Source organism: Niveispirillum sp. GW835-FHT14G11 (assembly GCF_058793615.1).
Map to the genome: position 1 here is coordinate 230,692 of NZ_JBXAFZ010000002.1, position 14,117 is coordinate 244,808.

Consider the following 14,117-nt stretch of genomic DNA (forward strand, 5'->3'; position numbering starts at 1 on the left):
AAGGCCGCCCCGTCACCAGGGCGGCCCCGCCGGCATGATCAATAGCTCAGCTGCAGGCGCACGCCGTAATAGCGCTCATAATCGCGCGGCGTCTGCCGGTTTACCGCCAGTCGGCCGCCATAATAATTCTGGGAATTGGCCAGACCAGAGGCATATTGACGGTCGAACAGATTGTTCACGAAGAAGGTGACGCGATAGAGGTCATCCTCGCTCTCCCGCAGACCAACCTGCAAGTTGGCGATGCCGTAGGCGCCCTGCTGCATGACCGGGTCCTGCGACAGGGAGAAATTGACCTTGCTCTGCCAGCTGTAGGAGGCGGAGATGATGCCATCCACTGGCAAGCTGTCGGCCAGGTCGATATTGTAGTCGCCGCGCAGGTTGAAGCGCCAGCGCGGGGCGTTGTTCAACGGTGCGCCCGCCAGATTCTGCACCCCGCCCACGCAGCCCAGGGCCGCCGTTTGCCCTGGATAGCACTGGGCACGGGCGTAATCCTTTACCTCGGCTTCGATATAGGAGATGCCACCGGTCAGATCCAGGTCGCGGCCGATGCGGGCCGTCGTCTCCAGCTCCACGCCGCGGGTGCGCACCGAACCGACATTCGACAGGATGAAGGCGCCGGCCAGCGTCGGCTCCGACTCCTGTGCCTGGAAATTGTCATAGGTGGTGTGGAACAGGGTGGCGTTCAGGATCAGGCGGCGGTCCAGCAGGGTGGAGCGCACACCGGCCTCGAAATCGTCCGACGTCTCCGGCTTGATGGCGCCGCGCGCCGCGATGGCGGCATTGAAGCTGCTGGTCAGGTCGAAGGTCTGGCCCTTGTAGCCGCGGGCATAGAAGCCGAACAGCATCACATCGTCATTGATATGGTGCTCCAGGCCGATCTTGCCGGTGACGGCGTCATCATCGGCATCGCCGGCGAAGCGGGCGCCGTTCAGCAGGTTGGCAAATTTATATTCCACCTTCTCATGGGTCAGGCGCAGGCCGGTAATCAGGCTGGTGCCCTCCACGAACTCCCAGTTGCCCTGGGCGAAGGCGGCATAGTTGGTGTTGCCGGCGGTGGCGTCCCAGTTGGAGCGGCCGATGGTGGGACCACGGTAATACACGCGCGACAGGTCGGTATCGGCGAAGAACAGGCCACCGACATAGCTGAACGGGCCATCGCCGGTGGACACCAGACGCAATTCCTGCGTCCAGCTTTCCGCCTCGAAACGCCCATAATTCACGCGACCGCCGGCCGGGGCGCCGGGATTGACCACGGGATTGAAATTGGCGGCCGTACCGTCCAGGTCCTGCGCGTCGCTGAGGTCGAATTTCGTGAAGGAGCTGATCGACATCAGCGTCACATCCTCGAAATCATAGGCGACCCGGACGGAACCGCCCCGGTCCTTGGTGTCGGACCGCACCTCTTCATCCAGGCGGATGTTCAGATTGTCCTTGCCGGGCGTGATGCCGGCCAGCACGGTGGATTGCGGGAAGGCGGGCAGGTTGTAGAAATTGGCCGCCGGGTCCAGCTTCTGCAACACGCCCACACAGCAATCGGCATCCGTCTTGCGATAGCGCGCATTGAAAGTGACGTCCAGCGCCTCGGTCGGCGTCCATTGCAGCTTGCCGCGCACCCCCTTTTCCTTGCGGCCATTGATCTTCTCACCCGTTTGCAGGTTGGTGACCAGACCGCCGAAATGGCTGGCATCAGCCGACAGGCGGAAGCCCAGCGTCTCGGAAATCGGGCCGGAGACGGAGAAGGCGGCCCGCTGTTCATCCTTGGTGGCGATGCGCAGGTCGGCCTTGGCCGTGAACGTGTCGGTCGGCGCGGACGTGGTGACATTCACCAGGCCGGCGGACGCCGCCTTGCCGAACAGTGTGCTCTGGGGCCCGCGCAGCACTTCCACCCGGTCCAGATCGATCAGGTCGGTGAAGGCCTGGGCCTGAAAGGCCAGGGGCACATCGTCAATCACGACGGCCACGCTGGGCTCCACCCCGATGGAGAAGGCGAAGGTGCCGATGCCGCGCAGGATGATGGAGCTGTTGGCCGGCTGGTCGCCCGGCGTGAAGGTCAGCGACGGCACCACCTTGGTCAGGTCGGAAAAACTGTCCACGCCGGCTCGGGCCAGGGCGTCGCCGGTGATGGCGGTGACGGCCAGCGGCACATCCTGAAGGTTTTCCGTGCGCTTCTGCGCGGTGACCACGATTTCTTCCAGGATGAACTCTTCCTGGACGTTGGTGGCAGGCGCCTGCTGGGCGGCAACGGCACCGCATGCCAGGGCCATGGCGGACGCAGTCAGCGTCAGCCCGAAACGAAACTTGGACATGTCTCCCCCAGGGGTTCTTGTTTGGTCAGGCCACTTTTGACAAGAGTCCAGACCATGTCAATCCAAATTATGGGAATGAAATTGATTATATGGGATATAATCTTGGCGCAGTCCGTTTTGAAGAGGAAAAAATGGGACGATGGCGGCGATCGGGATGGGCCGACGGGGGCCAATTTGACCATAAAAAAACCGGCCCGGACATCTGGGATGTCGGGCCGGCCAGGGAAGGAGAGGGTAAACTGGTGACGAACAGGTCTTACCAGTTGAACATGGTGCCATCCTGCAGGCGGTTCACCGGCAGGTAGGCGCGGCTGTAAGGGTACTTCTCCGCCATCCCTTCATCGATATCGACGCCCAGGCCCGGCGCCTCGCCCGGATGCATGTAGCCATCGGCGAAGCGGTAGGCATGAGGGAAGACGGCGTCAGTTTCCGCCGTGTGGCGCATATATTCCTGCACCCCGAAATTCGGCACCGACAGGCCAAAATGCAGGGCAGCGGCCATGCAGACCGGCGACAGGTCGGTGGCGCCATGGCAACCGGTCTTCACCTGGTACAGGTCGGCGAAGCTGGCAATGCGGCGCAGATGGGTGATGCCGCCGGCATGTACCACCGTGGCGCGGATATAATCGATCAACTGGTTCTGGATCAGATCCTTGGCGTCCCAGATCGTGTTGAAGATCTCGCCCACGGCCAGCGGCGTGGTCGTGTGCTGACGGATCAGGCGGAACGCCTCCTGATTCTCGGCCGGGGTGGCATCCTCCAGCCAGAACAGGCGATAGGGTTCCAGGTCACGGCCCAGACGCCCGGCCTCGATCGGGGTCAGGCGGTGATGGACATCGTGCAGCAGATGCACGTCCCAGCCCAGCGCATCGCGCGCCGCCTGGAACAGCTTGGGCACCGAAGTCATATATTGCGGCGTGGACCAGATATTCTCGGTCGGCAGGTCATTGTCCGCCGGCTCATAGAACATCTTGTCCTTGGACACGCCATAGGTGCTGGCCAGGCCCGGCACACCGGACTGCAGGCGGATGGCCTTATAGCCCATCGCCTTGTATTTCTGCGCCTCTTCAAGCGTCTGCTCGACATTCTCGCCATTGGCGTGGCCATAGACCATCACGCCCTTGCGGCTGGCCCCGCCCAACAATTGATAGAGCGGCATGCCCGCCGCCTTGGCCTTGATATCCCACAAGGCCATATCGACCGCGGCGATGGCCGACATGGTGACGGGCCCCCGGCGCCAATAGGCACCCTTGTACAGATACTGCCAGATATCCTCGATCTGGTGGGCATCGCGGCCGATCAGGCAGGGGATAACATGTTCGCTCAGATAGGAGACGACGGACAGTTCGCGCCCGTTCAGGGTCGCATCGCCCAGGCCGGTCAGCCCGTCCTGCGTTTCGATCTTCAACGTCACAAAATTGCGGCCCGGCGACGTCACGATCACACGGGCATTCTTGATCTTCAACATGATCCCTGCCGATACGAGATAAATTGGCTTGACCAATTTTTGACAAGTTGCCGGACTTGTCAACGGTGAAACATTCATGGCAGGGCGGCGCCCCCTGCCGTCGATCACGCCTATCCGCCGAACCACAGCAGTGGCTGGCGCAGCGGGTAGTTGCGGATGATCTCCGCATCCGTCGGGTCGGGATCGAGCCGTCCCCAAAGATCCAGGTAGTCCGGCCGCCCCAGCGCCAGCGCCCCGAACAGCAGGCTGGGCTGGCGCACGGGCCAGTCGGTCCAGGCCTCCACATCCGGCGGCTTGGGCCATGCCGACTTGTCGGCAATGAAGGGCACCATCCAGGACAGGGCATCGGCGATGGAACCACCCTGCCCGCCTTTGTAGCGCCACAGGTCATCGCCCGGCACCGACAGGATATGGGCGCAAGTCCCCAGGACATCCAGATTGAACAGGCAATAGGCATAGGGCTTGGTGCGCGCCAGTTCCAGCGGCTGCGACCCGTCTGCCGCGATCTGGCCGGGTACCAGCTCCTTGATCCGCGCCCTGGCCTGTTCCATCTCTGCCGGCCGGTCGGCCAGCCGCGCAAACTCCGCGACCTGCAGGGCCCAGCAGGTGCCATGGTTGTTCTTCTGGTCGCGTTCGTCGATGCCGTTGGCCGACAGGGTCATCCAGGTCAGATAGGCATCGAACCACGCCACGGTCGGGGCATAGACCATCTCTCCCGCTCGTGCGCGTCGCAGGATGGCGATGGCGCGCGCCACCTCCACCAGATGCAGCGTGTCGATGATGCCGATGCCGCGGCCCGTATTGACGCCGATCACCGCCTGGGCATGGTTCAGATGCGGGTTCATCCGCGTCGCCGGTGCCACGAACCAGGCGCGCAAGTGGCATTCGGCCTGTTCGGCATAGGTGACGTCGCCGGTCAGCCGATAGGCCGCCGCCAGGGTTGGCAGCTGGACGGACAGCCGGATCAGCGCCTCGCGATGGGCGGTGGACTTGTCGGGATTGGAATAGCCGTCGCGGCGGATATAGGGGCCGGCGGGATTGGCCGGGTCCGGCCACCAGTAATCGGCTTCCGAATAATAATCATGCGGGCTGCCGGGACTGCGCGGGGCGGGAAGGTCGGTGACGGTGATTGGGGCGGCGGCCAGATAGCGCCTTGCGGCGGCAAGTACCCTTGTCCGCTCGATGCCCGTCAGATCAAACCCGGCGGGCCGGGCGGCACCGACCTTTCCCGCCACCGACAGGGCCAAGGCGGTGCCCAGGCAGAAATCCCGCCGCCGCATGGCCCTAGCGCCGCTTCGCCAGCTGGTATTCATAAAGGGAGGGTGCCGCCTCCACCGCCTGTCCCGTCGCCTCCACATAGGGGGCGGGGTTGTAGCGCACGATGAGCGGGCGGTTGGCATGCAGGCCCACCACCCGCTCCCCTGGCCCTTCCAATCCGCTGGTCACCGCAACGGTGGCATCGGCGGGCACGGCATCGGGCATGACCAGCCGGGCATTCCACACCGTGTTGTAAAGCCCGTGGCCCGGCTTCCAGTAGGAGGCGCCGCCCCCCACCCACAGCCGATATTGCCATTCCCCCTTCTTCTGCGCCGGGTCAACCCACATGGTGATCTGGTCGAACAGGTTCTGGTGATTGGACCCGCTATGCTGATCGATCACCGCGTCCCGCTTCACCTGCGACCGCAGGAACACGGCTCGGGTGGAGCGGGTATTGACCGACAGCGGATGGATGACCGGGTTTTCCACCCTCAGATCCTTGACCAGCACATTATGCGCCGCCCCGACATGGACGGAATAATGCGCCCGGCGTTCGCCGCTGGTGGTGATGTCGGCGATGGTCAGGTTGCCGGCATTGTCGGTCAGGATGCCGCTGTCCGACTTGTCGATGGTCAGGTGCCTGATCCAGCCGTCGAACACGCCGGTCATGTAGATGCCGTTATAGCCCTGCTCCAGATGGTGGCCGAAGGACGGGCTTTCCGGGAATTGCAGGCGCAGATTCTGGATGCCGACCTGGGTCAGATGCGGCCAGTGGGTCAGCAGCGCCGGCTGATCCGCCCGCACATCATGCAGCAGCGGATCGCCCAGGGTGACCTTCTTGCCCTTGATCGCCGTGACACGGGTGGATTGCACCACCACGGCCCGGTCGGGCGAGGTCCAGTGATGTGACCCGATGGGCAGGTCGGTATCGCCATAGAGCGATTTCAGGATCTGGCTGTCCTTGCCATCCACCGGGAACCATTCCACACGCAGTACATCGCCCACCTTCAGGCGGGACGTGTCGTCGATGGTCAGGGTGCGGTCGAACTGCTTGCCGGAAATGCCCCTGGCGAGGATCGGGTCGCGCTTATCCAGGGCCGGGTCATAGGAAGCGGGGCGGGTCCGGTCCGGACCCACAAAGATCATGCCGCCGCCCCAGCTATATTCGGAGAACAGGTAGTTGATATTGTGCTCCGGCTGCACCTCGTACTTCTTCTCCCGCACCAGATACTGGCGCAGCTCATCGAAATCATGGCTGTTGTCGATCAGCTTCAGCGGCCGGGGGAAGAACAGTTCGCTGCCGCCCGGCCCGTCGCCGGCCCCGTCCAGGACAATGTCGCTGCGGGTGATGCGCAGAACCTCGGTAATCTGGGTACGGCCCTTGGGAAAGCGCAGGGTGACCTTGCCCTGCACCTTGTTGGCGGCCTCCATGGCGCGCAGCACGGCCTTGGTATCGTCCAGACCATCATCGGGGATCACGCCATGGTCGGTGACATTGACGATGCTGCCGGTATCCTCCGGGATCGCGGCCAGCCCGAAGCCGTACCCGGCATAGGAATAGTCGGGCAGCGGGGTGGCTGCCCTTGTCGCCTTTTCGGTGAGAATCTTGGGCATGTCGGCCGCACCGGCCGTCAGGGCGGTCGTGGACAGGGCCAGGGCCAGCCAGAGGTGGTTGGCATGCTTCATATCATTCACTCCCTGGAACGACGGGGCAGCCGGAGGCCACCCCGCTTCACCATCCTCAGAACTTCGCCCGCAAACCTGCGGAGAAGCGGCGTTCGGACAGGGCGTAGCTGTTCAAGGCCGTCTCGTTGAAGTTGCTGTATTCCGAGGTCGCCGACTTCTTGGGCAGCAGGTTCTGGGCCTGCAACGACACCGAGATGCCCTTGGTGATCTCATACCCCACCTGCGCGTCCAGTTGCGAACGGGCGCCGATGAAGCTGGGCCTTCCTTCGGAGAATTCGAACACCGCCTCGTCCCGGTAATTATAGGCGACGCGGGCGGAGAACGGCCCCTTCTCGTACAGGCCGATCAGGTTGTAGCTGTTCTTCGACACGGCGACCAAGGGGAAGCCGGCATTATCCTCGCTGTCCGAATAGGTATAGTTGGCGATGAAGCCGAACCCGTCGAACGGCTGCGGCAGGAAGTCCAGGAACTGCTGGATGCCGACCTCGAACCCCTTGATCTTGGCACTGGCCAGGTTTTCCGGGCGGGAGAAGGTCAGCTCACGGCCCTGCGGGTCCAGGTTGGTATCCACGGCCGTGGTCACGAAGCTGGCGATGAAATCATCCACGTCCTTGTAGAAGATGGCACCGGAGATTAGCGAGGCTTTTCCTGTGTAATATTCGAAGCTGATATCGCCCTGGGTGGAGACCGGCGGCTTCAGATCGGCATTGCCGCCGGTGACCGACAGGTTGGCGGCATTGAAGAAGGTCGACGGCGCCAGATCGGCGATCGAGGCGCGCTGCATGGTCTGCGAGGCGGACAGGCGGATCAGGAAGTCGTCGGTGACATTGAAGGCGATATTCGCGCTGGGCAGGACGTTGGTATAGGAATTCTTGTCCTGCACCGCCGTGCTGACAGTGCCGACATTCAGGAACGTGTCCATGGTCAGCCGGGTACGGGCCACGCGCACGCCGGCATTGGCACGGAACGGGATCTCCCCGATCTCGCCCTCCCCCGACACCATCAGATAGCCGGCCAGGGTCTTCTCGCTGAATGTATAGTCGCGCTGGGAATTAGGCAGCAGGGTGGAGCGGTCGTCCGGATTGCGGTTGGGTTCGGCCGCCTGGGCGCGCGTGAACACATAATCATAGGTGGGCGCGGTGCTGAGGAAGCTGCGCGGGAAATTGCCGGGAATGTCCTTCAGGAATTCGCTGGCATCGATCACCTTCAGATAGGGCTCGATCTCCGCGCGGGTCGGGGTCACCTGACTGCGATAGGCGTTGGACCGGGCCCCCAGGTCGGTATAGCGCGCACCGCCGGAAATCTTGATGCCGCTGTCCAGCTCGTAACTGACATCCAGCTTGCCCGTCCATTCCTCCAGCGTGCCCAGCAGCCGGTTGGACCGCACACCATTGCCGGCCGGGTTGTAGGAGGCATAGTTGGTGGGGTTGAAGGTGCCGCCAAGCGCCAGCGACGGCACGGTATTGTCGCGGAAATCGAAGGTGCCGGGCACAGGCGCGGTGGCCTGCAACGTGATGATCTGGATGGTCTGGTCGATCGTGCCCTTGCTGTAATAACCGTCGGCCTCCACCGTCAAGCCATCATCCTCGTACTTGCCGTTCAGACCATAGAGGAAGCTCTCGGTGGGTTCGTTACGGATCTGGCCGGCGGTGGTGACGGTGCCGTTGGCGGTGCCGGCCACGACCATGCCGTCATCCGTCACCCGGTTGGCAACCGGATTGGCCCCGGTGGGCAGGCGGAAGGCGAAGAAATCCTGGTGACGGCCGGTGACCAGCTTGGAATAGAGCGCGTCGGCGGTGATGGTCAGCTCCGGCGTCGCCTCGAACTGGATGGCGCCGTTCAGGCCGGTGCGCGACCGGTCGACCACGAAACTTTCATATTGCAGCAGGACTGGCGTCTGGTTCACGCCCGCATTGGCGCCCGTATAGGTGCGGTTCACGAAATTGTTGCGCTCGAATGCCTGGGTGGTCGAGGTGCGCTTCTGATATTCGCCGGCCAGCATCACGCCGATGCGGCCCTCGGCGAATTTCGTCGTGCCGAAGCCGGTGAAGGCCGGCTCGATCTTGTCGCTGACCTGGGAATAGACGCCCTGGGTCTGGAAGGAGAAGGTCGGCTCCTTGAAGCTCAAGGGCTTGGGCGTGCTCAGGTTGACCGTACCGCCCAGCCCGCCTTCGGCCTGGCTGGCCAGCGGCGTCTTATAGACGGCCAGCTTGCCGAACAGGCTGGAAGGCACCGAATCCAGACCCGAGGAGCGGCCCAGCTGGTCATTTTCCGGCGGCGACAGGCGCGCTGACCAGCCCAGCAGGGTGCGGCCATCCACTTCCACGCGCACCTGCTGCAGGCCGCGCACCGACACCGACTGGCCTTCGCCGAACACGCGGGTGATCTGCACGCCGGTGACGCGCTGCAGGGCTTCGGCGACATTGCTGTCCGGCAGTTTGCCCACATCGGTGGCGGTGATCACGTCCATGATCTGCGGGGCATCGCGCTTGATGTCCGCCGCTTGTTCCAGCGAGGCGCGGATGGAGGTGACGATGATCTCCTCCAGGATCGGCACCTCGTTATTGGCGTTGCTGGCGTTCTGCGCCAGGGCCGGCATCACCGCCAGCGCCGCGAGCGACACACCGCCCGCAAAAATGGATGCACCTCGAGCCCGATTGGCCATTTCCTGTCCCTCCCATGTGGCGCGGCACCCTTCCGTTCTGGCGTGAAGTGGTGCCGTCTTTTCTTTGGATGATCTTTGACCGCCCGACCTGGGGTGCCGGCGCTTCGGCGCCGGGTCCAGGAGGTCGATGACGGTATGATGCGGCTGGCCTGACCAGCTGTCAACAAATTCGTATGACAACTTTGATGGGGTCGAAGACCTGTTACCTGAAGGCAACGCTTGCATCTTCCCGGCTGGTTCGAGGATAGAAGAAGTAGTTGTCTTACAATAAATCGGGTGTGATGCCGGTGCTCAGCGCGCCGGGACGGTAAAATCCACCGGCTCCTGCCGGACATGGGCGTCCCAGGCAGCGCGGTCCTTGAACCCGCCCTGCCCCCGGCTCCAGGCCGATCCGGAATAATAGACAAACGGCTTGCCGGGCGTGACGCGCAGCAGGACCAGGTGGTTGTCGGCATCCTGACGGATGTCGGCGATCATGGCAGGATCGACGCGCAGGGCCACGGCCATACGGCCGCGGGCCGGATCATCGGGCCCCCACCATGAGATCAGGCCCTTTTCCCGGTCCACCGTCAGGTCACCGCCATTACCCGTGGTCTTCTTGCCGATACCGACGCCGACGATCAGCGGGTCGGCACTGTCGGACGCGATGGTGGAAACCATGCGGGTGAAATGCGTGCCCAGGGGCAAGGTGAAACGCCGCGTTTCCCAGGCCTTGCGCGTCACATCCACAGGCCAGGGCGCGTAATCGACTTCGAAATCGGCGGCGTCCGGGCCGTTCTTCAGGATGCGATAGGTCCGGTAATTGCGCGAGGTCCACAGCTTGTTGTCATGCCAGATGCCCAGGCCACCGGCGCCTCGCCCCTGGCCGACATTATAGAAATCCAGCCCTTCGCCCAGGTCACTGTGATAATCCCTGGTGCGCAACTGCCGGTCCATATAGGGCCAGACCACCTTCTTGCCCCAGCTGTCGATACCGGACCCGGATGGCGGTTCCGCCACCTCCAGCGCGTGGCCATAGATGCGGTGGGCGGTTCTGTCATTCTCCCACATCAGGTCGTCATATCGGTAGTCGGCCAGGGTTACCGCCGCACGCGGGCTCTGGTCGGCCGGCGCGGTCAGTGGCACAGTCTGGCTTTTTTCCTGCGCCAATGTGGTGACGGGAACCAGCATGGTCAGGGCCACGGCCCCGATCAGGGCGCGTCCGTTCCAATACATATGACGACCTCCCATTATCCGGTATTACACCGGGTCGACCATTGTTGCGGTCGGTGTTAGAATAGGGATAGCTGGTGGAGACTGATATGACAAGTAGGGTTGCTGTGGCTCGGCCAACGGACGGGAGTGAGGATGCGGTGCGCAGCATCTCCCTGACCGATGAGCTGTTCGTGAAGCTGGAGGCCAAGATCCGGTCAGGCGACCTGGCTCCCGGATCACGGCTGCCCACCCAGAAGGAGATCGCGGAGGCCGAGAATGTCAGCCGCACGGTGGTGCGCGAGGCGGTGGCACGGCTGACGGCCCAGGGCCTGGCGGTGTCGCGTCAGGGCTCCGGCATGTTCGTCGCCGACACGGCCGAATACCGCGCCTTCCAGATCACCCGTGACGAGTTGAACGAGCTGGCCGACATCGTGAAGCTGCTGGAGATGCGGCTGGGCGTGGAGACGGAGATGGCGGGATTGGCCGCATCCCGTCGCACCACCGCCGATATCGGTGCCATCCAGGACGCCTTGCAGGTGATGCAGGATCAGCAAGGCGACCCCGTGGCGGCCGCCAAGGCCGATACCGCCTTCCATATGGCCATCGCGCGCGCCACGCAGAATGAATATTACACCCGATTCGTGGAATTCCTGGGCCTGCGCCTGGTGCCGCCCCGCAGTCTTTATCTGCGCGATCAGCCGGCCGAGGCGCACCAGTCCTATGCCGCCAAGGTCCATGGCGAGCATGAAGCCATTCTGGAAGCCATCGTCCGCATGGACCCGCAACGCGCCCGCGACGCCTCCCGCCACCATATGCAGGAAAGCCTGACCCGCCATTCCATGCTGAGCGCCATGGGGCGCGGCAAGGGACGGAACGGCTAGAGCGGCTTGCGGTCAACCGGAAGCCGCTCCGGCGCCTGAGGAAAACGCCACGCGTGGCCTTGACCGGCAAGACCTAAGTTGTATGATAACTTTCAAGCGGTCGAAGCCCGCACCGGGAGGAACCATGCAACGACACCTATCCACGGGCGGTCCTTCGCCCGCCTTCAGCCTTTCGCAGCCGGAATCCCGCTTGTGAGCGGCGAGCACGAGGGCGTCATCGCCGCCGCCGCCGGACGGGCGCGGGGCTATCGCTGGGTGATCTGCGGCCTGCTGTTTGCGGCCACCGCCATCAACTATATCGACCGCCAGATGATCGGCGTGCTGAAGCCTGTACTGTCGGCCGACCTGGGCTGGACGGAGGCGGAATATGCCGACATCGTCTTCTGGTTCCAGGCTGCCTATGCCATCGGCTTTCTGGGTGTGGGCCGCTTCATCGATGTGATCGGTGCCCGCTTCGGCTATGCCATCGCCTTCTTCTTCTGGACGCTGGCCCATTGCGCCCATGGCATGGCGCATACCGTGACCCAGTTCGCCATGGTGCGCTTCGCCTTGGGCGTGGGTGAATCGGGCAATTTCCCGGCCGGGCTGAAGGCCGTCACCGAATGGTTCCCGCAGCGTGAACGGGCGTTCGCCACCGGCATCTTCAATGCCGGGGCCAATGTCGGCGCCATCGTGACGCCGTTGCTGATCCCGGCGCTGACCATGGCCTATGGCTGGCGCGCGGCCTTCGTCATCACCGGCCTGTTCAGCCTGGTCTGGCTGGTGGCTTGGCTGACGCTCTATCGGTCCCCGGAAAAACATCCACGCGTGACGCCGGAAGAACTGGCCCTGATCCGCAGCGATCCGGCGCCCAAAGTGGAGCGCATGCCCTGGCGCCGGCTGTTCCTGGTGCGGGAGACCTGGGCCTATGCGGTGCCGAAATTCCTGACCGATCCCATCTGGTGGATGTTCCTGTTCTGGCTGCCGGATTTCCTGGGCCGCCGTTATGGGCTGGACCTGAAAAGCTTCGGGCCGCCGCTGGTGGCGATCTATCTGCTGTCTGATGTCGGCAGCGTGCTGGGTGGTTGGGCATCGTCGCGCATGATCCGGGCCGGGCTGACCCCCAACAAGGCGCGCAAGCTGACCATGTTCTTCTGCTCCCTGGCCGTGCTGCCAGTGGTGGGCGTGCAATATGTGGATAATCTCTGGCTGGCGGTGCTGCTGATCGGGCTGGCCACGGCGGGGCATCAGGCATTTTCCGCCAATCTGCTGACCTTGCCGTCCGACCTGTTCCCGCGCGCCGCCGTCGGCTCCGTGGTGGGGATCGGCGGCACGGCCGGTGCCATCGGTGGCATGATGATCGCCAAGTTTGTCGGTTATATTCTGGGGGCCACGGGTTCCTATGCCCTGATCTTCACCGTGGCCGGCACTGCCTATCTGTTCGCTTTGGCCGCCCTTCACCTGCTCAGCCCGCGCCTCGCCGCCGTCAACCCGCCCGCCCAAGGAAGCGCGCCATGAAGCCCAACGCCCTTGCCCTTCTCGCCCTGGCGCCGCTTCTGGCCCTGCCCGTTCTGACGGTGCCGGCGACGGCCCAGGCCGCCGCCCAGACCCCGGCGGCGCGTAGCGCCATCGACACGGCGGTAACGCTGGCCCGCTGGCAGCTCAAACACATGGACAGCAGCCACATCCCCCGCGCCACGGGCGGCACCCGTAACCCGCGCGGCTGGGAACAGGCCGTGTTCTGGATCGGCATGACGGAACTGGCCGATGCCGGGGGCGCGCCCGACATCGCCAAGGCCGTGATGGAGATGGGCACGACCAATGGCTGGCAACTGGCCGACCGCCCCTATCACGCCGACGACCACACGATCGGCCAGGCCTATCTCTGGGCCGCCCGGCACGGCGCGAACCCGGCGGTCATTACCCAGGCGCGCAAAGTGTTCGATTTCGTGCTGGCCAATCCGGCCCGTGTCAATCTGGCTTTCTACGTGCCGCCCACGGGCTATAACGATGCGGAATGCCTGAAGCGCTGGTGCTGGTGCGATGCGCTGTTCATGTCGCCGCCCGCCTTTATCGAGATGTCGCGGCAGACGGGTGACAACCGGTATCGTGACTTTGCGCTGAAGGAATTCTGGGCCACGACCGATTTCCTCTATGACCCGGCCGAAAGTCTCTATTACCGCGACAGCCGCTTCTTCGAACGCCGCGATGACCAGCAGCGCAAGATGTTCTGGAGCCGGGGCAATGGCTGGGTGCTTTCCGGCATCGCCCGCACCATCCCGCTGCTGGAACCGGGCAGCCGCGACCGCGTGGCGATGGAGACCCTGTTCAAGGAGATGGCCGCCAAGATCAAGGCCACGCAGAAGCCGGACGGCTATTGGCCGCCCTCGCTGCTGGCACCGGAGAACGCGCCTGCGGAATCCAGTGGTACGGGCTTCTATACCCATGCCATCGCCTGGGGCGTGACCGCCGGCCTGCTGGACCGTGCATCCTATGAACCGGTGGCGCGGCGCGGCTGGGACGCCCTGGTCCGCTCCATCCAGCCCGACGGGCGCCTGGGCTGGGTACAGCAGGTCAGCGACCGGCCGGAACAGGTGGAGCCCCAGGACACGCAATATTACGGCGTCGGCGCCTTCCTGCTGGCCGCCAGTGCCCTATCGAAACTCTGACAGTTCCATCGC

At 63.9% G+C, this 14,117-nt stretch carries 9 protein-coding genes; 3 read left to right on the forward strand and 6 right to left on the reverse strand.

Going from position 1 to position 14,117, the window contains the following annotated elements; genetic code table 11:
* Positions 1-38 precede the first annotated feature (38 nt).
* From AC1Q7F_RS04610 to AC1Q7F_RS04635, 6 genes are all read right to left on the reverse strand, one after another.
* Complete coding sequence (locus AC1Q7F_RS04610) at positions 39-2,306, reverse strand: TonB-dependent receptor (protein ID WP_492504276.1); 2,268 nt, start codon at positions 2,304-2,306, stop codon at positions 39-41.
* Positions 2,307-2,562: 256 nt separating this feature from the next.
* Positions 2,563-3,774 carry a D-mannonate dehydratase ManD gene (gene manD / locus AC1Q7F_RS04615; RefSeq protein WP_492504278.1) on the reverse strand — a complete coding sequence of 404 codons (1,212 nt, stop codon included), beginning with the start codon at positions 3,772-3,774 and terminating at the stop codon, positions 2,563-2,565.
* A gap of 110 nt (positions 3,775-3,884) precedes the next feature.
* The gene (locus tag AC1Q7F_RS04620) at positions 3,885-5,054 is read right to left on the reverse strand and encodes an alginate lyase family protein (RefSeq protein ID WP_492504280.1); all 1,170 of its coding nucleotides are present in this window, start codon (positions 5,052-5,054) and stop codon (positions 3,885-3,887) included.
* A 4-nt stretch (positions 5,055-5,058) separates the two neighbouring features.
* Positions 5,059-6,717: a hypothetical protein gene (locus AC1Q7F_RS04625; protein ID WP_492504282.1), complete on the reverse strand. Its 1,659-nt coding sequence runs from the start codon at positions 6,715-6,717 to the stop codon at positions 5,059-5,061.
* Positions 6,718-6,772: 55 nt separating this feature from the next.
* Positions 6,773-9,382, reverse strand: a complete 2,610-nt coding sequence (locus AC1Q7F_RS04630) for a TonB-dependent receptor (RefSeq protein ID WP_492504284.1) — start codon at positions 9,380-9,382, stop codon at positions 6,773-6,775.
* A gap of 291 nt (positions 9,383-9,673) precedes the next feature.
* Positions 9,674-10,597 carry a DUF4861 family protein gene (locus tag AC1Q7F_RS04635; RefSeq protein ID WP_492504285.1) on the reverse strand — a complete coding sequence of 308 codons (924 nt, stop codon included), beginning with the start codon at positions 10,595-10,597 and terminating at the stop codon, positions 9,674-9,676.
* 137 nt (positions 10,598-10,734) lie between these two features.
* Here AC1Q7F_RS04635 and AC1Q7F_RS04640 point away from each other — a divergent pair, with 137 nt between their 5' ends.
* The 3 genes from AC1Q7F_RS04640 (at position 10,735) to AC1Q7F_RS04650 (ending at position 14,105) form a co-directional block, all read left to right on the forward strand.
* Positions 10,735-11,457, forward strand: a complete 723-nt coding sequence (locus tag AC1Q7F_RS04640) for a FadR/GntR family transcriptional regulator (RefSeq protein WP_492504287.1) — start codon at positions 10,735-10,737, stop codon at positions 11,455-11,457.
* A gap of 192 nt (positions 11,458-11,649) precedes the next feature.
* The gene (locus tag AC1Q7F_RS04645; RefSeq protein WP_492504289.1) at positions 11,650-12,954 is read left to right on the forward strand and encodes an MFS transporter; all 1,305 of its coding nucleotides are present in this window, start codon (positions 11,650-11,652) and stop codon (positions 12,952-12,954) included.
* Complete coding sequence (locus AC1Q7F_RS04650; RefSeq protein WP_492504291.1) at positions 12,951-14,105, forward strand: glycoside hydrolase family 88/105 protein; 1,155 nt, start codon at positions 12,951-12,953, stop codon at positions 14,103-14,105. Before AC1Q7F_RS04645 ends, AC1Q7F_RS04650 begins: the two co-directional genes overlap by 4 nt.
* The last annotated feature ends 12 nt before the right edge of the window (positions 14,106-14,117 follow it).